General features: G+C 64.9%; 18 protein-coding genes and 4 pseudogenes. 10 read left to right on the top strand and 12 right to left on the bottom strand.

Annotation, left to right across the window (positions count from 1 at the left end):
• Nucleotides 1-25 precede the first annotated feature (25 nt).
• Nucleotides 26-1,645, bottom strand: coding sequence for an FMN-binding glutamate synthase family protein (locus BTN82_RS23385; protein WP_075121457.1), 1,620 nt, complete (start codon nucleotides 1,643-1,645; stop codon nucleotides 26-28).
• A 130-nt stretch (nucleotides 1,646-1,775) separates the two neighbouring features.
• A pseudogene (locus tag BTN82_RS23380) lies at nucleotides 1,776-2,572 on the bottom strand (response regulator transcription factor).
• 226 nt (nucleotides 2,573-2,798) lie between these two features.
• On the opposite strand from BTN82_RS23380, the gene BTN82_RS23375 reads away from it, so the two are divergent.
• The 6 genes and pseudogenes from BTN82_RS23375 (at nucleotide 2,799) to BTN82_RS23350 (ending at nucleotide 6,681) form a co-directional block, all read left to right on the top strand.
• A complete protein-coding gene (locus BTN82_RS23375; protein ID WP_075121456.1) occupies nucleotides 2,799-3,059 on the top strand; it encodes a type B 50S ribosomal protein L31 in 261 nt (86 codons plus the stop codon).
• Between the two features lie 199 nt (nucleotides 3,060-3,258).
• Nucleotides 3,259-4,626 carry an HD domain-containing phosphohydrolase gene (locus BTN82_RS23370; protein WP_075121455.1) on the top strand — a complete coding sequence of 456 codons (1,368 nt, stop codon included), beginning with the start codon at nucleotides 3,259-3,261 and terminating at the stop codon, nucleotides 4,624-4,626.
• Between the two features lie 58 nt (nucleotides 4,627-4,684).
• Nucleotides 4,685-5,119: an NUDIX hydrolase gene (locus BTN82_RS23365; RefSeq protein WP_075121454.1), complete on the top strand. Its 435-nt coding sequence runs from the start codon at nucleotides 4,685-4,687 to the stop codon at nucleotides 5,117-5,119.
• Nucleotides 5,120-5,141: 22 nt separating this feature from the next.
• Nucleotides 5,142-5,779 (top strand): annotated as a pseudogene (locus BTN82_RS23360) (LysE family translocator).
• A 15-nt stretch (nucleotides 5,780-5,794) separates the two neighbouring features.
• The gene (locus BTN82_RS23355) at nucleotides 5,795-6,160 is read left to right on the top strand and encodes a nuclear transport factor 2 family protein (protein ID WP_075121453.1); all 366 of its coding nucleotides are present in this window, start codon (nucleotides 5,795-5,797) and stop codon (nucleotides 6,158-6,160) included.
• A gap of 2 nt (nucleotides 6,161-6,162) precedes the next feature.
• On the top strand, nucleotides 6,163-6,681 hold the full coding sequence (locus BTN82_RS23350; RefSeq protein ID WP_075121452.1) for a GNAT family N-acetyltransferase: 519 nt from the start codon (nucleotides 6,163-6,165) through the stop codon (nucleotides 6,679-6,681).
• 20 nt (nucleotides 6,682-6,701) lie between these two features.
• Here BTN82_RS23350 and metR read toward each other — a convergent pair whose 3' ends face one another.
• On the bottom strand, nucleotides 6,702-7,619 hold the full coding sequence (gene metR, locus BTN82_RS23345; RefSeq protein ID WP_075122007.1) for a transcriptional regulator MetR: 918 nt from the start codon (nucleotides 7,617-7,619) through the stop codon (nucleotides 6,702-6,704).
• Nucleotides 7,620-7,727: 108 nt separating this feature from the next.
• On the opposite strand from metR, the gene metE reads away from it, so the two are divergent.
• A complete protein-coding gene (gene metE / locus BTN82_RS23340; protein ID WP_075121451.1) occupies nucleotides 7,728-10,040 on the top strand; it encodes a 5-methyltetrahydropteroyltriglutamate--homocysteine S-methyltransferase in 2,313 nt (770 codons plus the stop codon).
• Between the two features lie 238 nt (nucleotides 10,041-10,278).
• Nucleotides 10,279-11,313: an alpha/beta fold hydrolase gene (locus BTN82_RS23335; RefSeq protein WP_075121450.1), complete on the top strand. Its 1,035-nt coding sequence runs from the start codon at nucleotides 10,279-10,281 to the stop codon at nucleotides 11,311-11,313.
• A 33-nt stretch (nucleotides 11,314-11,346) separates the two neighbouring features.
• Here BTN82_RS23335 and BTN82_RS23330 read toward each other — a convergent pair.
• The 6 genes and pseudogenes from BTN82_RS23330 to BTN82_RS23305 form a co-directional block, all read right to left on the bottom strand.
• Nucleotides 11,347-12,740 (bottom strand): annotated as a pseudogene (locus BTN82_RS23330) (sigma-54-dependent transcriptional regulator).
• Nucleotides 12,730-14,511: a sensor histidine kinase gene (locus BTN82_RS23325; RefSeq protein WP_075121449.1), complete on the bottom strand. Its 1,782-nt coding sequence runs from the start codon at nucleotides 14,509-14,511 to the stop codon at nucleotides 12,730-12,732. The pseudogene BTN82_RS23330 and the gene BTN82_RS23325 overlap by 11 nt, the downstream one beginning before the upstream one ends.
• Nucleotides 14,508-15,635 carry a GNAT family N-acetyltransferase gene (locus tag BTN82_RS23320; protein ID WP_075121448.1) on the bottom strand — a complete coding sequence of 376 codons (1,128 nt, stop codon included), beginning with the start codon at nucleotides 15,633-15,635 and terminating at the stop codon, nucleotides 14,508-14,510. The genes BTN82_RS23325 and BTN82_RS23320 overlap by 4 nt, the downstream gene beginning before the upstream one ends.
• Nucleotides 15,636-15,649: 14 nt before the next feature.
• A complete protein-coding gene (locus tag BTN82_RS23315; RefSeq protein ID WP_075121447.1) occupies nucleotides 15,650-16,534 on the bottom strand; it encodes an alpha/beta hydrolase in 885 nt (294 codons plus the stop codon).
• A complete protein-coding gene (locus BTN82_RS23310) occupies nucleotides 16,531-17,925 on the bottom strand; it encodes an aspartate aminotransferase family protein (protein ID WP_075121446.1) in 1,395 nt (464 codons plus the stop codon). The genes BTN82_RS23315 and BTN82_RS23310 overlap by 4 nt, the downstream gene beginning before the upstream one ends.
• Nucleotides 17,918-18,611: pseudogene (locus tag BTN82_RS23305) on the bottom strand (MtnX-like HAD-IB family phosphatase). Before BTN82_RS23305 ends, BTN82_RS23310 begins: the two are co-directional and overlap by 8 nt.
• Before the next feature lie 213 nt (nucleotides 18,612-18,824).
• Here BTN82_RS23305 and BTN82_RS23300 point away from each other — a divergent pair.
• On the top strand, nucleotides 18,825-19,607 hold the full coding sequence (locus BTN82_RS23300; protein WP_075121445.1) for a MipA/OmpV family protein: 783 nt from the start codon (nucleotides 18,825-18,827) through the stop codon (nucleotides 19,605-19,607).
• Nucleotides 19,608-19,774: 167 nt separating this feature from the next.
• Nucleotides 19,775-20,641 carry a fatty acid desaturase family protein gene (locus BTN82_RS23295; RefSeq protein ID WP_075121444.1) on the top strand — a complete coding sequence of 289 codons (867 nt, stop codon included), beginning with the start codon at nucleotides 19,775-19,777 and terminating at the stop codon, nucleotides 20,639-20,641.
• A 145-nt stretch (nucleotides 20,642-20,786) separates the two neighbouring features.
• Here BTN82_RS23295 and BTN82_RS23290 read toward each other — a convergent pair whose 3' ends face one another.
• The 3 genes from BTN82_RS23290 to BTN82_RS23280 are packed head-to-tail and all read right to left on the bottom strand — an operon-like array spanning nucleotide 20,787 to nucleotide 22,508.
• On the bottom strand, nucleotides 20,787-21,185 hold the full coding sequence (locus BTN82_RS23290) for an EamA family transporter (protein WP_075121443.1): 399 nt from the start codon (nucleotides 21,183-21,185) through the stop codon (nucleotides 20,787-20,789).
• Nucleotides 21,186-21,216: 31 nt separating this feature from the next.
• Nucleotides 21,217-21,591, bottom strand: a complete 375-nt coding sequence (locus BTN82_RS23285) for an EamA family transporter (protein ID WP_075121442.1) — start codon at nucleotides 21,589-21,591, stop codon at nucleotides 21,217-21,219.
• On the bottom strand, nucleotides 21,588-22,508 hold the full coding sequence (locus BTN82_RS23280) for an arginase (protein ID WP_075121441.1): 921 nt from the start codon (nucleotides 22,506-22,508) through the stop codon (nucleotides 21,588-21,590). The genes BTN82_RS23285 and BTN82_RS23280 overlap by 4 nt, the downstream gene beginning before the upstream one ends.
• Between the last annotated feature and the right edge of the window lie 217 nt (nucleotides 22,509-22,725).

Here is a 22,725-nt window from a genome sequence, read left to right as displayed (position 1 = left end):
AGGCCGGGGCATGGCGAGTGGCGGGTCAGGCCGCGGCTTCGCTGTTGGGCTCGAAGCTGTCGGCGCGGGCCAGTTGCCACATACGCGAGTAGAACTCGCCGCTGACTGCGCCGGTGAGCAGTTCGCCGGGTTTGAGGAACACGTGTAACTGCGAAAACAGCTTGATCTCGGTGGCCGACATGCGCCGCACCAGATGCTTGGCTTCCAGTTGCGAAGGGTGGGTCAGGCCGGCGGCGGCGAGCATTTCGGCCAGGGCCTTGAGGGTGTTGCGGTGGAAGCTGAACACTCGCTGGGCCTTGTCCGGCACCACCAGGGCGCGCTGGCGCAGGTTGTCCTGGGTGGCGACACCGGTCGGGCATTTGTTGGTGTGGCAGCTTTGCGACTGGATGCAGCCGATGGCGAACATGAAGCCACGCGCCGAGTTGGCCCAGTCGGCACCGATGGCCAATACGCTGGCGATGTCGAAGGCGCTGACGATCTTGCCGCTGGCGCCGAGCTTGATCTTGTCGCGCAGGTTCAGGCCCACCAGGGTGTTGTGCACGAACAGCAGGCCTTCGCGCATCGGCACGCCGATGTGGTCGGTGAACTCCACCGGCGCGGCGCCGGTGCCGCCTTCTTTGCCGTCGACCACGATGAAGTCGGGGAGGATGCCGGTTTCCAGCATGGCCTTGGCGATGCCCATGAACTCCCACGGATGGCCGAGGCAGAACTTGAAGCCCACGGGTTTGCCGCCCGACAGCTCACGCAGTTGCTGGATGAAATGCATCATCTCGATCGGTGTGGAAAAGGCGCTGTGGCTCGAGGGCGAGATGCAGTCCTCGCCCATGCGGATACCGCGGGTGTCAGCGATTTCCTGGGTCACCTTGTGCTTGGGCAGGATGCCGCCGTGGCCGGGCTTGGCGCCCTGGCTCATCTTGATTTCGATCATCCGCACCTGCGGGCTCTGCGCTTGTGCGGCGAAACGCTCGGGGTCGAAGCGGCCGTCGCTGGTGCGGCAGCCGAAGTAGCCGCTGCCCAGTTCCCAGGTCAGGTCGCCGCCGTTTTCCCGGTGGTAGGGGCTGATGCTGCCTTCGCCGGTGTCATGGGCGAAGTTGCCAAGCTTGGCGCCCTGGTTGAGGGCGCGGATGGCGTTGGCGCTGAGGGAGCCGAAGCTCATGGCCGAGATATTGAACACCGAGGCCGAGTAGGGCTGGGTGCATTGCGGGCCGCCGACCGTGACCCGGAAGCTGCCGGGGTCGCTCAGCGGCGCCGGGCGCATGGAGTGGCCGATGAACTCGAAGCCCGACTGGTAGACATCGACCAGGGTGCCGAACGGCTTGTCGGCGCTTTCGTTCTTGGCCCGCGAATAGACCAGCGAGCGCTGGGCCCGGGAGAAGGGCAGGGCGTCGCTGTCGGATTCCAGCAGGTACTGGCGGATCTCCGGGCGAATGCCTTCCACCAGGTAGCGGATATTGCCCAGGATCGGGTAGTTGCGGCGTACCGCGTGGGGGCTTTGCAGCAGGTCGAAAATGCCCAGCAGGCTGAGCAGGGCGGTGACCAGGGTGATTGGCCAGAGCCAGTCGTGTTCGAGGAAAGGGAGGCTGGCGAGGGTGAAAATCACGCAGGCAGCAAAGAAGGCGTAGCGGCTCAGGAGGGACAGGCTCATACGGTTTCCTTGGTTCGGACTCTATAGATTTCGTTTTTTACGACTCATTCTTCTTGTGTGGCCAACGATCTTGTTGTTGTAGGGGACGGCCGTGGCGCAGCGCAATGCGCGCTCACCGCGGCTCCAGGCATCAGGCATGCTGCGCCTGGAGAAAAATCGAAAACAGCTCGGACTGGGACTTGATGCCCAGCTTGCCGTAGATGTGCTTTTTATGGACTTTCACGGTTTCGGCAGAGATTTGCAGCTTACGAGCGATCTCCTTGCCGGAGCAACCGCTGAGCATCAGGTGGCCGATCTCCCGTTCGCGAGCGGTCAGTTGCGCGCCCTTGAACCGTTGCAGCGAGTTTTCCAGGCGGTTGCGCCAGTTGCCATCCGGGTGGGGCGCGGCCTCCGGCTGTGGGCTTCGCTCGTGGGCCAGGCGCTGGCGCAGCAGGCTCAGCACCCAGGGCTGGATCAGCGACAACAGGGCCAGTTGCTGCGGCGTGAAGCGCTGCCGGGCGCCCAATGACAGGCACAGGGTACGTTCGTCGTCGAGCTGGCAATTGAAGTGGATCTCGTCGGCCACCAGGTTCAGGCGAAAGTAACGCTGGTAGTACTCGGTGCGCTCGAAGTCCTCGGGGGCCACCTCGGCCAGGCGATAGAGGCCGCTCTGCGGTTGTTCGCGGCTGGCGAGGTAGAAGGGGTCGAGCAGGTACAGGCCGGCGAGGTAATCCTGGAACAGCGAGTCGGGGTTGCCGTCCCGCCCGGGGATTCGGCGAACACCCGCGGCGCCTGGTCGTTGCTGAAAAGCAGCGCGACCCAGCTGTCGAAGTCCAGGTACTGCTCCAGTTGGCGCACCAGGAGGGTCCAGAAGTTCACCCGGTCGAGCGCGTCGATCAGTTGGCCGACGTTGCGGTGCCAGGCGATGTCGTCCAGCGAGAGGGTCATGGATTCTGCCTTTTTCGGTTCCCCCGGCCCCCGACAAGCGGCCGATTGCTGTTGCGCATACTGGCGCCGGCCCCGCCGCGGGCAAGCCCACAGACCCGATGGCAGGCGTTTTCAGGAGGCGATAGAGGATTTGCCAAGCTTCTTATTGCAATTGGTTCTCGTTTGAATTGATTTGTGATGTTATTGTATAACTAATCAAGTCCTTACCCTTGTCCCGGAGACAGCCATGAAAGCCAATATCCACCCCGCCTACCGCACCGTGCTGTTTCACGACACCGCCGCGGACGTGTACTTCCTGATCGGTTCCACCGTGGACACCGACCGCACCCAGCGCCACAGCGATGGCAACACTTACCCTTATGTCGCCCTGGACGTCTCCAGCGCCTCGCACCCGGTCTACACCGGCCAGCAGCGCAAGACCCAGTCCGAAGGCCGGATCGCCGGCTTCAACAAGCGTTTTGCCTCGTTCGGCTCAGCCAAGGCCTGACCCGGCGGCGGGCGTTATCGCGAGCAAGTTCGCTCCTGCAGGGCCTTCGTCCTCTTCTGCGGGAGCGAGTGTGCTCGGACGAATGGCATTAAATGGCCATCATTGTTTGCGTAAAAACTTCTACGCTTGAATCAACGGACAAGGACAGCTACTGCCACCGACAAGGAGTATGTGCACCGACGTTGCCCCGAGGTTTGCCATGGGCGAGCCAAGCGTTGCCGATTCCACGCGCCTGTCCGGCGTATTACTGGTCGATGAACAACCTGGCGTGCTCGAGCGCCTGCGCCATCTGCTGCGCGACGAACCCTATGCCCTGCACCTGGCCTCCAGCGCCGCCGAGGCCTTGCAGATCATGGCCGGCGAGCCGATCGATCTGTTAATGAGCAGCGCCCACCTGCCGCAGATGGACGGGGCGACGCTGTTGGCCCGGGCCCACCGCGACTACCCGCACATCACCCGCATCCTGCTGACCGGCGAGCCCGACCTGGCGCAGATCGCCAAGGCGATCAACGAAGGCCAGGTCTACCGCTACCTGAACAAACCGTGGAACGACGACGAGATGCTGCTGACACTGCGCCAGGCGCTGGCCCATCAGCATTCCGAGCGCGAACGGCTGCGCCTGGAGGACCTTACCCGGCAGCAGAACGGCGAACTCAAGGCCCTCAACGCGGCGCTGGAAAAACGCGTCGAGGCGCGCACCGCCGAGTTGCAGCAGACCGCCGACATGCTCGACCTGGCCTATGAGGAGCTCAAGCACAGTTACGCCACCAGCACCGAGCTGTTTTCCCTGCTGGTCAATCAGCGCCTGCCGCTTTCCCGGCAGACCAACCGGCAGATCATCGAACTGGTGCGTGCCTACTGCAAGATCCATGGGGTCGACGAGGGCACCAGCCGCGACCTGGGCATGGCGGCGGCGCTCTACAACATCGGCAAGCTGGGCTGGAGCGACAGCATGATGATCGCCCCGGCGGACCTGCTGCACCATCCGGAGCGCGAGCGTTATCGCAGTTACCCGAAGCAGAGCGAGTCGCTGCTGATGACCCTGGAGCCGATGCAGGACGCCGCGCGGCTGATCCTGCACCACCAGGAGCACTGGGACGGCAGCGGGTTTCCCGACCACCTCAAGGGCGAGGCGATCCCCCTGGGATCGCGCCTGCTGAAACTGGCGGTGGACTTCATCGAACTGCAGCGCGGCCTGATCCTGGAGCGCCACATGAACAGCGACGAGGCCCTGGTGCACATCCGCAAATACGCCGGGCGCCTGTACGACCCGCAACTGGTGGAAGATTTCATCCTGGTCTGCGCGGCCTACCTGCGCGACGTGACCCTGGGCGATCCGTCGGTCACGGTCCTGGGCTCGCGCGAGTTGCAGGAAGGCATGGTACTGGCACGCAACCTCAACGCCGACAACGGCATGCTGCTGCTCAACGCCGGCAAGGTGCTGAACGGCCCGCTGGTGGACAAGCTGATTGCCTACGAAGCCATGGAGGGTGCGCGCTACAGCATCTTCGTCAAGTTGCCCGAGGCGCCAGGTGTATCGAAAAAACAGCCGCCGACTGTGTCGTGACGACGCCTTGCCAGTCGTGGGATCCTTGCCGCCCTCGCGTTCCCGATCCAGGTTTTTCATGACTTTCGCCAATACTGCATCCCCCCTTATCCGCATCGCCGCGGCCCTGTTGATGGGCCCGGACGGCCGTACCCTGCTGGTGCGCAAGCGCGGCACCCAGGCCTTCATGCAGGCGGGCGGCAAGATCGAACCCAGCGAATCGCCGGTCCAGGCCCTGGTTCGCGAACTGCAAGAGGAACTCGGGTTGCGCGTCGATCCGAGCGCCGCGCAGTACCTCGGGCAATTCTCTGCCCCGGCGGCCAACGAGCCGGGTTTCGTGGTCGAAGCCGAACTGTTTCGCATCGACCTGGACGCTTTCCAGGTACAGCCCGCCGCCGAAATCGAGGAGGTGTGCTGGGTCGATCCGGCGAGTGCCGACACGCTGACTTTGGCAGCATTGACACGCGACCTGATCTTGCCGTTCTATCGCGCCTCGCAACGGGCTTCGGCCTGATTTCCAAGGACAAGGATTGCCCATGATTCCCACTCACGACCTGTTGATCTTCATCGCCGCCGCCCTGCTGATGGTGCTGACCCCCGGGCCGAACATGATCTACCTGATCTCCCGTTCGATCTGCCAGGGCCGCGCGCGGGGCGTGACCTCGCTGGTCGGCGTGTCGCCGGTTTCTTCGTCCACCTGTTCGCCGCGGCGATCGGCCTGACCGCGGTGTTCATGGCCGTGCCGCTGGCCTACGAAGTGCTCAAATGGGTCGGCGCCCTGTACCTCATGTGGCTGGCCTGGCAGGCATTGAAGCCGGGGGCGCGTTCGCCGTTCGAGGCGCAGCAGCTGCCGCCGGACTCTTCGCGCAAGCTGATCCTGATGGGCTTTCTGACCAGCGCGCTGAACCCGAAGATCGCGGTGTTCTACCTCTCGGTCTTTCCCCAGTTCATCAACCCGGAGCACGGTTCGGTATTCACCCAGAGCCTGATCCTCGGCCTGACCCAGATCAGCGTGAGCTTCAGCGTCAACCTGCTGATCGCGCTGTTCGCCTCGGGTATCGCCGCCTGGTTCGTGCACAATCCGCTGTGGCTGGTCACCCAGCGTTATGTCATGGGCTTCGTGCTGGCCGGGCTGGCGGTGCGCTTGCTGCTGGATCAACGGCAGACGGTCTGATCAGGAGATTGCCCGATGAATGATGATTTTTCCGCGCAGGCGGTGGTCCAGCGCCAACTCGACGCCTACAACCGGCGGGACCTGGACGCCTGGCTCGCGACCTATGCCGAAGACGCCTGCCAGTACGCCCATCCGGCGACCCTGCTGGCCAGCGGTCACGCCCAGATCCGCGCCCGGGCGGCCTTGCGTTTCCAGGAACCGAACCTGCATGCGCGGCTGCTCTCGCGTGCGGTGATGGGTAATGTGGTGATCGATCATGAAATCGTCACCCGGACCTTTGCCGAAGGCACAGGAACCCTGGAGACCGTGGCGATCTATGAAGTCGAGGCGGGCCGGATCAAGAGTGCCTCGTTCACCAGCGGGCCACAGACCCTAGACTGATGATGTCGATCCAACGCCTCGATGCCGCTCACGCCAGCGCCTACCGCGCGCTGATGCTCGAGGCGTACGAGCGCCATCCCCAGGCATTCACCTCCAGCGTCGGCGAACGGGCGGCGATGCCCCTGAGTTGGTGGGAGTCGCGCCTGAGCAGCCCGCTGGATCTGCTCCTGGGCGTGTTCGTGGACGGCGAACTGGTGGGGATCGGCGGATTGGCGTTCGACCCCAGGGAAAAGGCCCGGCACAAGGCCACGCTGTTCGGCCTGTATGTCGCGGCGCCTCGGCGCAACAGCGGCCTGGGTCGGCAACTGGTCCAGGCGCTGCTCCTGGAAGCGCGCCAACGCCAGGGCGTGCGGCTGGTGCAACTGACTGTCACGGCCGGCAACGACTCCGCGCTGGCGTTGTACCAGCGCTGCGGCTTCGTCCAGTTCGGCCTGGAGCCGCTGGCGGTACGGGTCGGCGTCGAGTACTTCGACAAGCTGCACCTGTGGCGCGAAGTCACGAGCGCAGCGGATGCCCTGTAGGTTCGGGTGAGTGCCGGGTTTCAACGCACCGCGCTGACCCCGTCCAGGGTCGAGAACGAGGTGTCCTTGGCGGTCAGCAGGAAGTCGCGCATGTAGGGCGCATCCAGCATATCGGCGCGGATCGCCGCGTACAGCGTGGCGAACAGGCCTTTTTCCCCCAGGCGCTTGGCTTTCACATACCCCCGCGAGCTGTACTCATGCAGCGCCCAATGGGGCATGCCGCACACGCCGCGGCCGCTGGCCACCAGTTGCATCATCATCACCGTCAGCTCCGAGGTACGGACCTGGGCCGGCTCGACGTCGGCCGGTTCCAGGAAGCGCGTGAAGATATCCAGCCGGTCGCGTTCCACCGGGTAGGTGATCAGGGTTTCGCTGAGCAAGTCTTCCGGCAGGATGTAGGGCTTGCTCGCCAGCCGATGCTGGTTGGCCACCGCGAGCATGGCTTCGTAGGTGAACAGCGGCACGTAGGTGATGCCCACCAGTTCCAGCGGGTCGGAGGTCACCACCAGGTCCAGGTCGCCGCGGGCCAGGGCCGGCAGCGGGGCGAAGGAGAAACCCGAGGCCAGGTCCAGCTCGACTTCCGGCCAGGCGTCGCGGAACTGGTCGATGGTCGGCATCAGCCACTGGAAGCAGCTGTGGCATTCGATGGCCATGTGCAGGCGGCCCGCGGTGCCGCCGGCCAGGCGCGAGATGTCCCGTTCGGCGGCGCGCAGCAGCGGCAGGGTGGCGTCCGCCAGTTGCAGCAGGCGCAGGCCGGCGCTGGTGAAACGCACCGGCTTGGTCTTGCGCACGAACAGCGGCATGCCCATGCGCTCCTCCAGTTCCTTGAACTGGTGGGACAAGGCGGACTGGGTCAGGTGCAGGCGTTCGGCGGCTTCGACCAGGCTGTCGGCTTCGCGCAGGGCGTGCAGGGTCTTCAGGTGACGGATTTCGAGCACCAGGGTCTCCATGAGTAAATTTTATGATCAACACGAAAAGGTTGAGTTTGTCTCATGTTTGGTTGGCTGTCGACAATGGCGCCATCTTTTACAGGGAGGAACCACATCATGGCCTTGGCCCACACTCTTGGTTTTCCGCGTATCGGTGCCGACCGCGAACTGAAAAAAGCCCTCGAATCCTACTGGAAGGGCGACCTCGACCAGCCGGCGCTGGAACATGTCGGACGCCAACTGCGGGCCCGCCACTGGCAACTGCAGAAAGACGCCGGCATCGACCTGCTGCCCGTGGGCGACTTCGCCTGGTACGACCAGGTGCTGACCCACTCGCTGACCTTCGGCGTGGTTCCCGAGCGCTTCGCCGGCAGCCAGGACGCCCAGGGCCGGCCGACCCTCGACACCCTGTTCGCCATGGCCCGCGGGGCTTCGGCGGTCTGCTGCGACGGCGACCACGCCAAGACCCAGTACGCCCAGGAACTGACCAAGTGGTTCGACACCAACTACCACTACCTGGTCCCGGAGTTCACCGCCGACCAGCCGTTCCAGCTGAGCTGGGAACAGCTGTTCGACGAGGTCGACGAAGCCCAGGCCCTGGGGCACAAGGTCAAGCCGGTGCTGATCGGCCCGCTGACCTACCTGTGGCTGGGCAAGGCCAAGGGCAACGAGTTCGACAAGCTCGGCCTGCTGGAGCGCCTGCTGCCGGTCTACGGCGAGATCCTCAACCGTCTCAAGGCCCAGGGTGTGGAATGGGTGCAGATCGACGAGCCGATCCTGACCCTCGACCTGCCGCAGGCCTGGAAGAGCGCCTTCGAGCGGGCTTACCACATCCTCCAGTACTCGCCGCTGAAAAAGCTGGTGGCGACTTACTTCAGCGGCCTGCAAGACAACCTCGGGCTGGCCGTCGGCTTGCCGGTGGATGGCCTGCACATCGACGCGGTGCGCGCGCCGGAACAACTGACCCAGGTGCTCGACCGCCTGCCGACCTACAAGATTCTCTCCGTGGGCCTGGTCAACGGCCGCAACGTCTGGCGCTGCGAGCTGGAACAGGCGCTGGAGCAGTTGCAAGTGGCCCAGGAGCGCTTCGGCGACAACCTATGGGTCAGCAGTTCCTGTTCGCTGCTGCACAGCCCGGTGGACCTGTCGCGGGAAGACCAGCTGGATGCCGAACTGAAAAGCTGGTTGGCCTTCGCCGTACAGAAGTGCGGCGAGATCTCGGTGCTGCGCGATGCGCTGAACGATCCCCAGGCCCCGGCGGTGCAGGCGGCCCTGGCCGCAAGCCGCAGCGTGCAGGCCAGCCGCGCACGGTCGCCGCGGATTCACAAGGCCGAGGTCCAGGCGCGGCTCAAGGCGGTCGGCGCGGCCGACAGCCAGCGCCATGCGCCGTTCGCCAAGCGCATCGCGCTGCAACATGCGCGGTTGAAGCTGCCGGTGTTCCCGACCACCACCATCGGCTCGTTCCCGCAGACCGCGTCGATCCGCCTGGCTCGCCAGGCGTTCAAGCAGGGCAAGCTGTCGAACAACGACTACACCGATGCCATGCGCTGCGAGATCCGCCACGCGGTGCAGGTCCAGGAGCGCCTGGGGCTGGACGTGCTGGTGCACGGCGAGGCCGAGCGCAACGACATGGTCGAGTACTTCGCCGAGCAACTGGACGGCTACCTGTTCACCCGCTTCGGCTGGGTGCAGAGCTACGGTTCGCGCTGCGTGAAACCGGCGGTGATCTACGGCGACCTGAGCCGCCCGCAGGCCATGACCGTGGACTGGATCACCTACGCCCAGAGCCTGACCGACAAGGTCATGAAAGGCATGCTCACCGGGCCTGTGACCATGCTGATGTGGTCCTTCCCCCGCGAGGATGTGCCGCGCGAAGTGCAGGCCCGGCAACTGGCGTTGGCCCTGCGCGACGAGGTGGTGGACCTGGAGAAGGCCGGGATCAAGATCGTGCAGATCGACGAGGCGGCCTTTCGCGAGGGCCTGCCGCTGCGCAAGGCGGACTGGCAGGCGTACCTGGACTGGGCGGTGGAGGCGTTCCGCCTGACCGCCTGCGGAGTGCGCGACGAAACCCAGATCCATACCCACATGTGCTACAGCGAGTTCAACGACGTGATCGAGGCCATCGCGGCCATGGATGCCGACGTGATCACCATCGAGACGTCGCGTTCGGACATGGAACTGCTGGAGGCGTTCGAGGCCTTCGACTACCCGAACGATATCGGCCCGGGGGTCTACGACATCCACTCGCCGCGGGTGCCGGACACCGCCGAGATGGTCAAGCTGATGAGCAAGGCGGTCAAGCGCATCCCGGCCGAGCGGCTGTGGGTCAACCCCGACTGCGGCCTGAAGACCCGAGCCTGGCCGGAAACCGAAGCGGCCCTGGTGAACATGGTCGCCGCCGCCCGCCAGCTGCGTAACCAGCAAGCCTGAGCCTGCGCCATCCTGTAGCCGCTGCCGCAGGCTGCGATCGGCCCGCAGGGCCGCAGCGATCTTGAGTTCGCTGAAGGCCCTTCGGTCCTTAACGCAGCCTTCGGCAGCGGCTACAGGTAACCCCCACAAACGACCGCTGGGCAATCTTCATCAAACTGTCACGCAACTGTGGCAGCGCGCTCGATCAAAGTTCATCAGACTCGCGCTCTACTGGGGTTCTGCGTTTCGGTGTTTTTTCATGTGGGCAAGATTTTTCTCAACGACTGTTTTCCTGGCCGCACTGTTGTGCGGCTTGCCGTCTCAGGCGGCGTCTCGCTGCGATGTCAACGTACCGACCCAACGGGTCGAACTGGAGCAGGTCAGCCTGGCCTACCAGAGCATTGGCCGTGCCTCCGATCCGGCCCTGCTGCTGGTCATGGGCCTGGGCGGGCAACTGATCCACTGGCCCGACGAAGTGGTCGTCGCCCTGTGCCAGCAGGGGTTCCGGGTGATCCGTTATGACAACCGCGACGTTGGCCTGTCCACCTGGCGCCAGGCGCCGGCCAGCGCCAACCTGACCTTCGAGGTGCTGCGCTACAAGCTCGGCCTGCCGGTGGCCGCGCCCTACAGCCTGACCGACATGGCCGACGATGCCCTGGGCCTGATGGATGCGTTGCAGGTCGAGCAATTCCACGTCCTGGGCGCGAGCATGGGCGGCATGATCGCCCAGCACCTGGCGGCCATGGCGCCGCAACGGGTGGAAAGCCTGACGCTGATCATGACCAGTTCCGGGGCCGAAGGCCTGCCGGCGCCGAATGCGGCGCTGGTGCAATTGCTCTCGCGGCGCGGCGCGCCGAATCGCGAGGTGGCGCTGGAGCAACAGGCCGACCTGCTGGCTGCGCTGGGCAGCCCGCAGGTCACCGACGATCGCCAGGCGCTGCTGCACCAGGCGGCGGTGGCTTACGACCGCGCCTTCAACCCGGAAGGGGTGAAGCGCCAGATCATGGCGATCCTTGCCGAACCGAGCCGGGTGGCCCTGCTCAATCAGCTGCGGGTGCCGACCCTGGTGGTGCACGGCACCGCCGATCCGTTGCTGCCGGTGATGCACGGGGTGCATTTGGCCGCGCATATCCAGGGCAGCCAGCTGAAGCTGATCCCGGGCCTGGCCCATCGTTTCCAGGACGCCTTCAAGGCGCCGTTGCTGGCGGCGGTGCTGCCGTACCTGCAAAGCCATCGCGCGGACACCTCGCACTGGGCGCAGATCGATCCGATGCCCGCGCCGAATCTGCTCTGACCCTGCTCCTACACAAGCGCGCCAAAGCGCGCTTCAGCGGACGATCTTGTCGACCTGGATGCCGAGTTTCTTCAGGCGGTACCAGAAGCTGCGTTCGGAGATGCCGATCAGTTGCGCGGCCGCGGCCTGCACGCCGTTGCTCTGTTGCAGGGCGGCGAGGATGTAGGCTTTTTCCACTTCGGCCAGGGCCGCGTCCAGGTCGCTGGGCACGCTGAAGCTGTCGCCCGACAGCGGGCTGCTGCCCGCGTCCGTGGCTTGCGAGAACAGATAGCCGGGCAGGTCGGCCTCCTCGATCACCGCGCCGGCGGCGACGATGGTCGCTCGTTCGACGCAGTTCTGCAGCTCGCGGATATTGCCCGGCCAGGCGTAGTTGGCCATGGCCTGCAAGGCCTGCGGGCTGAAACCGGTGATGCGCTTGCCGGCGGTGGCGCCCAGGCTGTGGGCGAAATGCCGGGCCAGCGGCGCGATGTCCTCGACCCGCTCGCGCAGGGCGGGCAGGGGATCGGGAAAACGTTGAGGCGGTAGTACAAGTCTTCGCGAAACTCCTTGTTGGCCACCGCTTCGAGCAGGTTCTTGTTGGTGGCGGCGATCACCCGCACATCGACCTTGCGTTCGCGCGGGTCACCCACCGGCTCGATCACCCGCTCCTGCAAGGCGCGCAAAATCTTCGCCTGCAAGGCCAGGGGCATGTCGCCGACCTCGTCGAGAAACAGCGTGCCCTTGTCCGCTTGCTGAAAACGCCCGACCCGGTCCGCCACGGCGCCGGTGAAGGCGCCCTTGCGGTGGCCGAACATTTCACTTTCCAGCAGGCCTTCGGGAATCGCCGCGCAGTTGACCGCGACAAAGGGCTTGCTGGCGCGGTTGCCGTGCAGGTGGATGGCCCGGGCGACCATCTCCTTGCCGGTGCCGCTTTCGCCGGTGAGCAGGATGGTGGCGTTGCTTTCGCGCACCGAGTCCACCGCCTGCAAGACCTGGCGGAAGGCCGGGCTGTCGCCCACCAGGCTGTCGAACTGGCGCTGCTCGTCGAGCTCGGCGCGCATGCGCTGGTTGTCCTTGAGGATGTCGCGAAACTGCAGGGCCTTGCTGACGGTGATGTCCAGCTCGTCGATGTCGAAGGGCTTGGCGATGTAGTCGTAGGCGCCGTTGCGCATCGATTGCACGGCGTTCTTCACCGTGCTGTAGGCGGTCATGACGATCACCGGGACTTGCGGGTAGCGCTGCTTGATTTCGGCCAGCAGTTGCGGGCCATCCATGCCGGGCATGCGCCAGTCGCTGATCACCAGGTCGATCTCTTCCTGCTCCAGGACCTTGAGCGCGTGCAGGCCGTTGCCAGCGGTGAACACCTGGATGCCGTCCTGGCTCAGCGCCGAGGACAGCAGGTCGCAGAGCTTGGGCTCGTCGTCGACCACCAGCAGGTTATGGGTCATCGCGGGTTCCTTCATCGTCTTCGTCGTCTTCGCCTTTGGCCGGAATGTACAGGCTGAAGGTGGCGCCGGCATCTATTTCGCTGCTGCATTCGATGTGCCCGTCATGGTTTTCCATGATCGAGAACACCTTGGCCAGGCCCAAGCCGGTGCCGGAGGCCTTGGTGGTGACGAAGGGGGTGAAGATGCGTTCGAGCATGTCCGGCTCGATGCCCTGGCCGGTGTCGCCGACGCGCAGGATGGTGTGCTCGGCGTCCCGGGCGATGCCCAGGGTCAGGCGGCCGCCCTCGGGCATGGCGTCGATGGCGTTGAGGATCAGGTTCAGGCAGGCCTGCTTGAGCTGGCGCGAGTCGGCGTACAGGGTCGCGCCCGGCGCCTGGTCGTCGATCTGCGCGTCGATCTTGTGGCTGGCCAGTTCCGGTTCGCAGAAACCGATCAACTCTTCCACCAGCGGCCGCGCCGGCAGGGTCGCGCGGATCGGCGCGCTGGGCTTGGCGAAGTCGAGGAAATCGGTGATCAGGTCGTTGATCCGGCTGACCTCGCTGATCACGTATTCCAGGTGGCGCTTGTCGCCTTCGGGCAGGTTCGCCCGGCGGTGCAGCAACTGGGTGGCGGTCTTGATGATGCCCAGCGGGTTGCGGATTTCGTGGGCCAGGCCCATGGCTACTTCGCCCAGGGCGTGCAGGCGGTCGCGGCGGCGCAACTGGGCTTCCAGGTGCTGCAACTCGCCCAGGCGCTCGCTCATGTGGTTGAAGGTGTTGCTCAGTTCCGCCAGTTCGTCGCCGCCGATCACCGGTACCCGTTGCCGGTAGTCGCCGGCGGTCACCGCCTGGACCCCCTTGGACAAGCCGCGCAGGGGCATGGTCAGGCGTTTCGACACCAGCCAGCCGACGACCAGGGAGGCCGCGGAACTGAGCAGGAAGATCAGGATGAACAGGTTGCTCTGGTTGACCAGCCCCGCCAGGCTGCTATGGCGCAGCAGGCCACTGAAAATCACCCCTACCAGGTCGCCGTTGTCGTTGAAGATCGGCCGGTACAAGCCGCTGTAGCGGCTGGTGAACTGCTCCGTGGGCTGGCGGGTGTCGCGCAGGATGCTCTCGATGCGTTCCGGCACGTGGGTCGGGTGGTCCTCGAAGCGCTGGGTGGCGAAGATCTCGGCGAAGTCGTTGGCCTTGGCCAGGTACAGGCGCAGGTCGAGGGAATGCACATCGGCCACGCTGGTGAGGAAGCTGGCGTCCAGATAGGTGGCGATCAGCAGTTGGTAGTCGATGCCGTCGAGGGTGGTCTGGAAAGTCGAGACCACCGCGCCGGTGGCCACGCCTCCGACCTGCAGGGTCTGCAACACGGCGTTGTGGGCCAGGCTGATCTGCCCGACGATATCGTCGGCGGCAGTGCTGAACACCACCTTCTGGTCGCTCTTGCGGATCAGCGCCACCACATCGATGCCCATGGAATCGGCGATGTCGGCGGTGAGCTTGTCATGCTTGGCCGCGTTGCGGTCGTTGGGCGGCCGGGTATAACGCAGGAACAGCTGGGCGATACGCGCGTTGTCGCGCAGGGTCTCGGTGATTTCGTCCTCGACGATCTTGGTCGACTCCTGCAGCCAGATGCGCACGTTGCTGTCGAAGATCTGCGACAGGGTGGTGGCCGCGAGCTCCGCGGCGATCATCGTCGGAATCACACTGACCATCCAGAATGCCAGGACCAGCTTGCGCTGCAGGCTCCAACGGGAGATGGCGAACGGACGAGGGGCGCGGCGGTCTTTTCTGGTCATGAACTTTCGCTTATTGCAGCAGCCATGGCGGGGTCGGAGCGATCCGGTCGGAGGAAATATTTCAGCCCTTTGAGCAAGGTGTCCAGGAGCCGGTTGCGATGCTGGAAGAACAGGCTGTTGCCGGTGAAGGTACAGCCCAGGCGCAGCTTGCTGGCGTAACCGGCCTGGCCGCATTCGTACAGCGCGATCCGGTGCTGGATACAGTAGTCGACATTGGCCATCCAGCTACGGAAATACAGGTTGTGCTCCCGGGTGTCGTCGAGGTCATGGGCGAAGAATTTGTCGATCAGCCGGTGCTCGTCGAGCAGCACCAGGTTGAAGGCCACCAGTTGTTCGTCGACCCAGTACAGCACGCAGGCCGCGCGTTCGTGCAAGTGCTGGAGGATACCGGTGAAATAGGCGGCGGGTAAGCGCTCGAATTGCAGATCGCTGCGTTGCAGGGTGGCTTCGTACAGCCGCATGACCTGCGGCAGCACGTCGTCGATGTTGTGCCGCCATTCGATCCGTGGCCCGGGGCCGCGCAGTTTGCGGCGCAGGTCCTTGCGCGTGGATTTGCCCAGCGTGCCCAGGTAGGCATCGAGCGAACCGAAGGGCACCGGCAGCAGCGCACTGGGCAGGCTGGGCATGGTTTGCAGGCCGAAGGCCAGGCAGCTGGCGCTCCATTGCCGGTCCTGGCTGGCGGCATCCTTGACCGCCAGCAGGCCGATGCCCTGGGCGTCGGCGTCGCGCCGGGCCAGGTGCAGCAGCTGCTCCAGCAGGGCCGGGCGGCGCGTCGCGGGAATATGGCTGGCAGTGCCGGCGTGGCACTGTTCGGCCACCGGCGAGCCGAGGGCGTACAGGCGCAGTTGCAACAAGCCCGGCCACCGGCGTTGCAGGCGTTCGGTCAGGCGCTTGGCCGGGCCCGAGACGGTGGTGTCCAGGCGGTAACAGGTGGTGAAGGCCGGGGCGACGGCCACCAGCGCCCCGTCTTCGTACACCGCCAGATAGCGCCAGGCGAAGTCCTCGATGCCGGCCTGTTCCGCCGCCAGGTAGTAGTCCCAATTCTCCAGCGCGCCGGGAAAACAGTCGTTCCAGGCACTGCGCTCGATGGCCTGGATGCTCGAAAAGGCTTGGCTGGTGATCACGTAAGGTTCCTGAGTCAGGCGAGCTGGCGAAGTTCTTCGTGCACCGCGGGCCGCAGGCCGGCCTGGCGTTCGATGAAGTCCGCGCTCAACTCCACCACGCGTCGGTATTGCAGGTCGACGGTGATCATGTGGTAGCAATTGTCGAGCAGCACCTTGACCACCGGGCCGCCGAGCTTGCGCTCGACATAGTCGGCGTTCCAGCGGCTGGTGATGTCGTCCTCGATGGAATGCAGGACCAGGGCCGGGGTGGTGATCGACGGCATGCGCTTCTTCACCACCGCGTTCATCCGGTGCAGCTCGCGCACCGTCACCCCTTCCATGGTCAAGAGCCCCGCGCTGCTGCTTTCGCCGGCCTTCATCTGCCGCTCGACCACCGCCCGCAGGCGCTCGTTCTTGATGCCATACGGCGGCTTCTCCTCGAAGCTGCAGATGTGCACGCCGAACGGGATCTTCATCAGCAGCGGGGTGAGGAACGCCAGTTTGTTGATGCTCCAGCCGTCGTACTTGAGGGTGGTCGAATACATCAGCAGGCCGGCGACCTGCCCCGGGTGTTCCGAGGCCAGGTACATGGACATGACGGCGCCCATCGACAGGCCGCCGACGAACACCTGGCGGTGCCGGCGGCGAACGCCGACGAAGGTGCGGCGCACCCCCTCGTACCAGTCCTGCCAACCGGTGGCTTGCAGGTCGGCGTTGTTGCCGCAGTGCCCGGCCAGGGTCGGCACGTACACCGTGCAACCGGCCTTGGCCAGGCCGACCGCCACCCGACGCAGTTCCGTCGGGGTGCCGGTGAGACCGTGGATCAACAACACCGCGACCGGGCCGTCGCCGAGCACGAAGCCGGCGTCGCCTTCGCCCAGGTCGATGCGGTCGACCAGGCTGAGCGCTTGCCCTGTCATCGCTTCATCGCCCGGTCCAGCAGGCGGTCGAGCAGGGCGATGCCGAGGTCGATTTCCGCGTAGCTGATTTCCAGCGACGGGGCCAGGGTGATGACGTTCTTGTAGTAGCCGCCCACGTCGAGGATCAGCCCCAGGCGCTGGCCATTGATCTCGATGTCACCCTTCATGCCTTCCTCGACCATGTAGTCCAGGGTCGCCTTGTCCGGGGTGAAGCCGTCGGTGGTGCAGATCTCGCAGCGCAGGGCCAGGCCCAGGCCGTCGACGTCGCCGATGATCGGGTAGCGTTTCTGCAGGTCCTGCAAACCGGCCAGGAAGTACTTGCCCTTTTCCATGACCATCGCGCCGTAGTCGATCTCGCTGGTCATCTTGAACATTTCCAGGCCCACGGCGGTGCCCAGCGGGTTGGAGGCGAAGGTGGAGTGGGTCGAGCCTGGCGGGAACACGCCCGGGTTGATCAGCTCTTCACGGGCCCAGATGCCGCCCAGCGGGTTGAGGCCGTTGGTCAGGGCCTTGCCGAAGACGATCACGTCGGGTTTGACGTCGAAGTGCTCGATCGACCACAGCTTGCCGGTGCGGTAGAAGCCCATCTGGATTTCGTCGACCACCAGCAGGATGCCGTGCTGGTCGAGCACATGCTTGAGCTCGCTGTAGAAGTTCATCGGCGGGATCACGTAGCCGCCGGTGCCCTGGATCGGCTCGACGTAGAAGGCGGCGTATTCGCTCTGGCCGACTTTCGGGTCCCAGACGCCGTTGTATTCGGTCTCGAACAGGCGGGCGAACTGCTGCACGCAGTGGCTGCCGTATTCTTCCTTGGTCATGCCCTTGGGGCCGCGGAAGTGGTACGGGAACGGGATGAACTGCGCGCGTTCGCCGAAGTGACCGTAGCGGCGACGGTAGCGGTAGCTGGAGGTGATCGACGAGGCGCCCAGGGTACGACCGTGGTAGCCGCCCTCGAAGGCGAACATCAGGCTCTTGCCGTTGGTGGCGTTACGCACCACTTTCAACGAGTCCTCCACCGACTGCGAGCCGCCGACGTTGAAGTGCACGCGACCGTCGAGGCCGAATTTCTTCTTGGCGTCCACCGCGATCATTTCCGACAGCTCGATCTTGCCCTTGTGCAGGTACTGGCTGGCGATCTGCGGCAGGGTGTCGATCTGTTGCTTGAGGGCGTTGTTCAGGCGCGGGTTGGCGTAGCCGAAGTTCACCGCTGAGTACCACATCTGCAGGTCGAGGTAGGCCTGGTCGCTGGTGTCCCAGACGTAGGAGCCTTCGCAGCGGCTAAAAATGCGCGGCGGTTCGATGTAGTGGACGGTATCGCCGTAGGAGCAGTACTTGGCTTCTTTTTCCAGAAGGATCTGGTCTTCTGCGGTAGCGATGCGGATATCAGACATGGTGGAAGAGTTCCTGGGTTTCAAGGGAGAAGTTGGTCGCGTTGGCGGCGTTGTTCGGCAGTTTTGCCAACAGCGCCGGCAGTTCGGCGAAGGTGTCGAACCGCGCATGGGGGATCTTGTTGCGCTCGCAGTAGTCGGCCAGGCGATCCTTGGCGAAGACGAAGTCAGCGGTGGAGGCCACGCACATGTCCGACTGGCCGTCGCCGATCACCAGCACGCGCTTGCCCCGCGGGTGGATTTGCACTTGCAGTTGCCGGAGGCGGCGCGGCAGGCGTCGCTGGCGTGGGGAAAGTCGATGCGCCAGCTGTTGTGGTCGACCTGGCGCAGGCGGTTGGCGAGGATCGGCAGCAGGGTCACGTAGTGGCGTGCCAGGATGCGGGCGATGCCTTGCTCGATGCCGTCGCTGACCACTTCGATGGAAGCGCCCAGGCCGATCACGTGATCGACGAAGTCGGGGAAGTCGGGATCGATCTCGACGCTGTCGAAGTAGGCCAGCAGTTCGCTGGGCGAAGCCTTGACCAGGGCCAGTTGGCGACTGAGGCATTCCCGCGAACCGATAGCGCCGTCCAGCCATTGCTGCTCGATGCCTTCCCAGCTCGGGTCGGCGAAGCGTTGGAGAACGTTATCGATCACGTCGGCGCGGAGATGGTCCCGTCGAAGTCACATACGATATGCCAGTGCATCATCTGCAAATACCTGTTGGAGAGGAGCGCACTTTGCGCATGCCAGGCACTGGAGCAGGGACTGCAACTCGCCGAGGCCCAGGCGGGAGAAGGGTGCGATTTTCGGGGGATTGCAGCTACAAAAATTTGTAGCTCGCTACAAACAACATCAGTGCTTGCAGGGAGGGGCGGTGATGGGGATTGATGCGCGCATCTTCACTCCAGGAAACCCGCGCCATGTTCAGTTCCACACGTTCCGCCCTGCTTGCCGGCCTGCTGTCGTTGGGGGCTGCCTGCACGGCTTGCGCCGGGAATTGGCTCCCTGAAGGATTGGGCGGCGAGGTGGGCCTGGGCCTCGGTTACCAGCCCCACGACCCCAGCGGCAGCCGCCATGACACGGTGCCCTTGCCCTATGTCGACCTGGAGTGGGGCGATGTCAGCCTCGACACCGACGACGGCCTGACCTGGGACGCCTTCAAGGCCAATGGCTTCAGCGCCGGGCCCTACATCAATTACCTGCCGGGGCGTAACGCCAACGGCTCGCTGCGCGGCCTGCGGGACGTGCCGAACATGGCCGATGTCGGCGGCTACATCCAGTACGCGCCGGACGATTTCTGGCGCCTGTTCGCCTCCCTTGGCAGCGCGGTGGCCGGGGGCTCCGGCCAGGGCGGCCTGCTGGGCAAGGTCGGCGGCGAAATCGGTTATCCGCTGGGCCTGGGCATCATCGGCAGCAATAGCCTCACCGCGCATTTCGCCGACGCGCGCCAGACCCAGACGTTCTTCGGCGTCAGCGACGCGGAATCCCTGTCCTCGGGCATCGACCGCTACAACGCTGGCGGTGGCCTGCAGAACCTGACCCTGACCCAGAACCTGCAAGTGCCCCTGGGTGGCAACTGGTCGTGGATGACCAGCGCCAGCTGGATCCACCTGACCGGCTCGGCCGCCGACAGCACCCTGGTGCGCGAGCGCGGCGAGGTCAACCAGGGCCAGGTGCAGACGGCCCTCAGCTACCATTTCTGAGCCCTGTAGGAGCGAGGCTTGCCCGCGATGCAGACGACGCATGGTGTCTGAAACACCGCGTTATCGTTCATCGCGGGCAAGCCTCGCTCCTACCAAAAGCCGAAAAAGCCAGGCTGGTCCGGCCTTTGCAGTAGCCGTCCTGAATCCATTTTTTCAGGTAGTCCCGCATGGCTCGTCCCGCTTATCGCCTGCTCGCCCATTCGCTGTGGGACCTTGTCCCGATCGCGATGGCCGTGGCGCATTTATCCTTTGTCCTGTGGCTGGTGCTGGCCTTCCACAGCCTGTCCTGGTGGGTGATCCTGCCGGCCGCGACGCTGTATGCGATCAGCCTGTCGTGGAGCATCAACAGCATTTCCCACAACCAGATCCACAACGCCTATTTCAGTATTCCCAGGCTGAACCGCGGCTTCGATCTGCTGCTGTCGGTGACCATCGGCTTTTCCCAGACCCTGTACCGCGACATCCATAACCGCCATCACCGCGGCAACTCGGACCGGCCCGGGGCGGATGGCAACACGATCGACCCGCTGTCGATCTACCTGCATGGCCACGACGGCCAGCCGGACAATGTCTGGGCCTATACCTTCCTGAGTTTTTTCCGCGACGACCCCAAGGCCATCTACCAGGAAATGCAGCGCAAGCGCCCGGCGGACGCGCGTTGGGTCAAGGTGGAAATCGGCGTGACGCTGCTGGGGTATGCGGCGCTGGCGCTCTACGACTGGCACGCGGTGCTGGCGCTGCTGCCGTTCTGGTACCTGGGGCAGTGCCTGTCGTCGCTCAACGGCTACTACGAGCACCTGGGCGGCAACCCCGACCTGCCGATCGCCTGGGGCGTGAGCAGCTACAGCCCGCTCTACAACCTGATCTGGATGAACAACGGCTATCACGCCGAACACCACTACCGGCCGAAGATGCACTGGACCCGGGTCAAGGCCTTCCACCGCGAGATCCGCGAGCAGCAGCGCGCGGCAGGGGTCAAGGTGATCCCGGTGTCCCACGGCCTGGGGTTTCTGCTGAAACACTCAAAGCGCTGACGCCCGCATACCTGTAGCCGCTGCCGCAGGCTGCGATAAGGTCCGAAGGACCTTCCTAGGCCTTCAAGAGCAACGCCTGCTGCGTCGGAGTGCCGCCCAAGTCGATCGCAGCCTGCGGCAGCGGCTACATAAGGCAGCGCATTTCCTAGGCTTCCTCGCCCTCGGCCAGCAGGGCGATGCCGCCGATGATCACGAAGACCCCGACCCAGTGCAGCAGGCTGATCTGCTCGCCCAGGCCCAGCCAGGAGCCGAGCAGCACCACCACGAACACCAGCGAGCTCAGGGGGAACGCCAGGGACAGGCTGCTGCGCCGCAGGATCAGCATCCACACGAAGAACGCGCCGATGTAGCAGGCGATGGCCAGCAGCACGCCCGGGTTGGCGGCTACCGCGGCCAGCCATTGCAGGTTGAAATCCATCTGGCCCAATTGATCGCCGCCGACCTTGGTGGCGATCTGGCCGGCGCTTTCGAAGCCGATCAGCAAGGCCCAGAGCACGATCGTGCCGAAGCGCCCGTGAAGCCAGTCGTGAGTCTGTGCAGTCATGGAAAATATCCTTGTGAATCGTCGATAGGGTTCAAGCGCTGGCGACGCACACCAGCATCACGCCGAGGGTGATGACCAGGGTGCCGAGCCAGCGCCGGCGGCTGACGCTTTCGCCGAGGATCACCTTGCCGGCCAGCACCACCCCGCAATAGGCCAGGGCCGCCGCCGGGAACAGCAGGCTCAGCGGTGCGCGAGACAGGGCCTCGAGCCAGACGAAAAACTCGATCACATAGGCGCCGATCCCGCACCACAGCAACGGCGCGTTGAACACCTGGCCCCAGAAGGCATTGAGCCGGAAGCCGCCTTCGAGCTCCGGCAGGCGGTCCAGGCCGAGCTTGAAACAGAGCTGGCCGATCACGTCCAGGACGATGGAGAAAGCCACGAGCAAAATGACGGTCAGGGTCACGGGAACAGCTCCTCGAACAGCGCCATCAGGGCTTCGTTGGTGGTCGAGTTGCGCAGCAGGTCGGCTTCATTCCAGCGTTCGGCCGGCGGCTGGTCGGAGCGCGCCTCCCAGCGTTTGAAGGCGTTGCTGAAGGCCGGCGCGGCGAACTCGCCGCAGACGTCGATGCCGAGGATGCGCTTGCGCAGCGCCAGGTTGCGCAGGGCCAGCAGCAGGTGGCTCAGGCGCATGTTGCCCTGGTCCCAGTTGGTGGCGGCGTCGGCGCTGGCCAGCACGTCCTTGTCGATGGTGATCCAGACCGCCGTGGTGGGCAGGTTGTCGATCATCTGGTCGAGGAACGTCTGCCAGTCGAGTTCGGCCAGGTTGCGCCAGTACAAGTGGTTTTCCTGCTGCCGGTGCCCGGCGCCGTCGCCGACCCGGCCCCAGACCTTGGAAGGCTCGTGTTGCCAGGGGAACAGCTGCAGCTTGCCGTGGCGCAGTGCGCCGAGGTTGCCGCCGCGCAGCTGCGGATTGTGCAGGTCGTCGCTGCATGGCCCGAGGGTGATGATGCGCTGGATCTGCGGCAGTTGTAGCGCCCGGTTGACCCAGGAACCGCAGTGCCGGCGCGGCGCGAAGCGCACCCAGTCGGGGTGGTTGTCGAAGTGGATCAGGCTGACCGGCTCTTGCAGGCCGGCGAGAAAAGCCGGGGTCAGGTGGTGGTAGTCGCCGGAGCCGACGAAGAAGATTTCCGGCTGCGGGCCGCTGTGGGCGGGCCGCTGGCGCAGGCGTTCGGCGAACGTGCGGTAGGTGCGTTCCGTGCTCCAGAGGCGCAGTTTCGGGCCCAGGTCCAAAAGGTCCAGGCGGCGTGCCTGGCCACTACGCAGCCGGCGCATGACGGGCTCCTGGACGGTCAGGCTGTGGTCGAGATCGAGAATATTCAAAACAGGCTTTACCCATGGCAGCGCCCCTCGAAAAAACCGGCGTCGCAGGTCGCGAACGCAGGCAGAGCGGGCTTTACGGGGTAAATGCAAGGGCCGGGCCAGGGATGTGGCAGGCCGGTCGGACGCTATCGCGAGCAAGCTCGCTCCTACAGGTGGACAGCGTCCGGGTTAACGCACGTGCTCCCTGTGTAGGAGCGAGCTTGCTCGCGAAAGGGCG

Source organism: Pseudomonas chlororaphis (assembly GCF_001921865.1).
GTDB classification, from domain to species: Bacteria; Pseudomonadota; Gammaproteobacteria; order Pseudomonadales; family Pseudomonadaceae; genus Aquipseudomonas; species Aquipseudomonas chlororaphis_D.
Note: the sequence above shows the minus strand (reverse complement) of the source record. Positions and strands in the feature narration are given on the sequence as shown.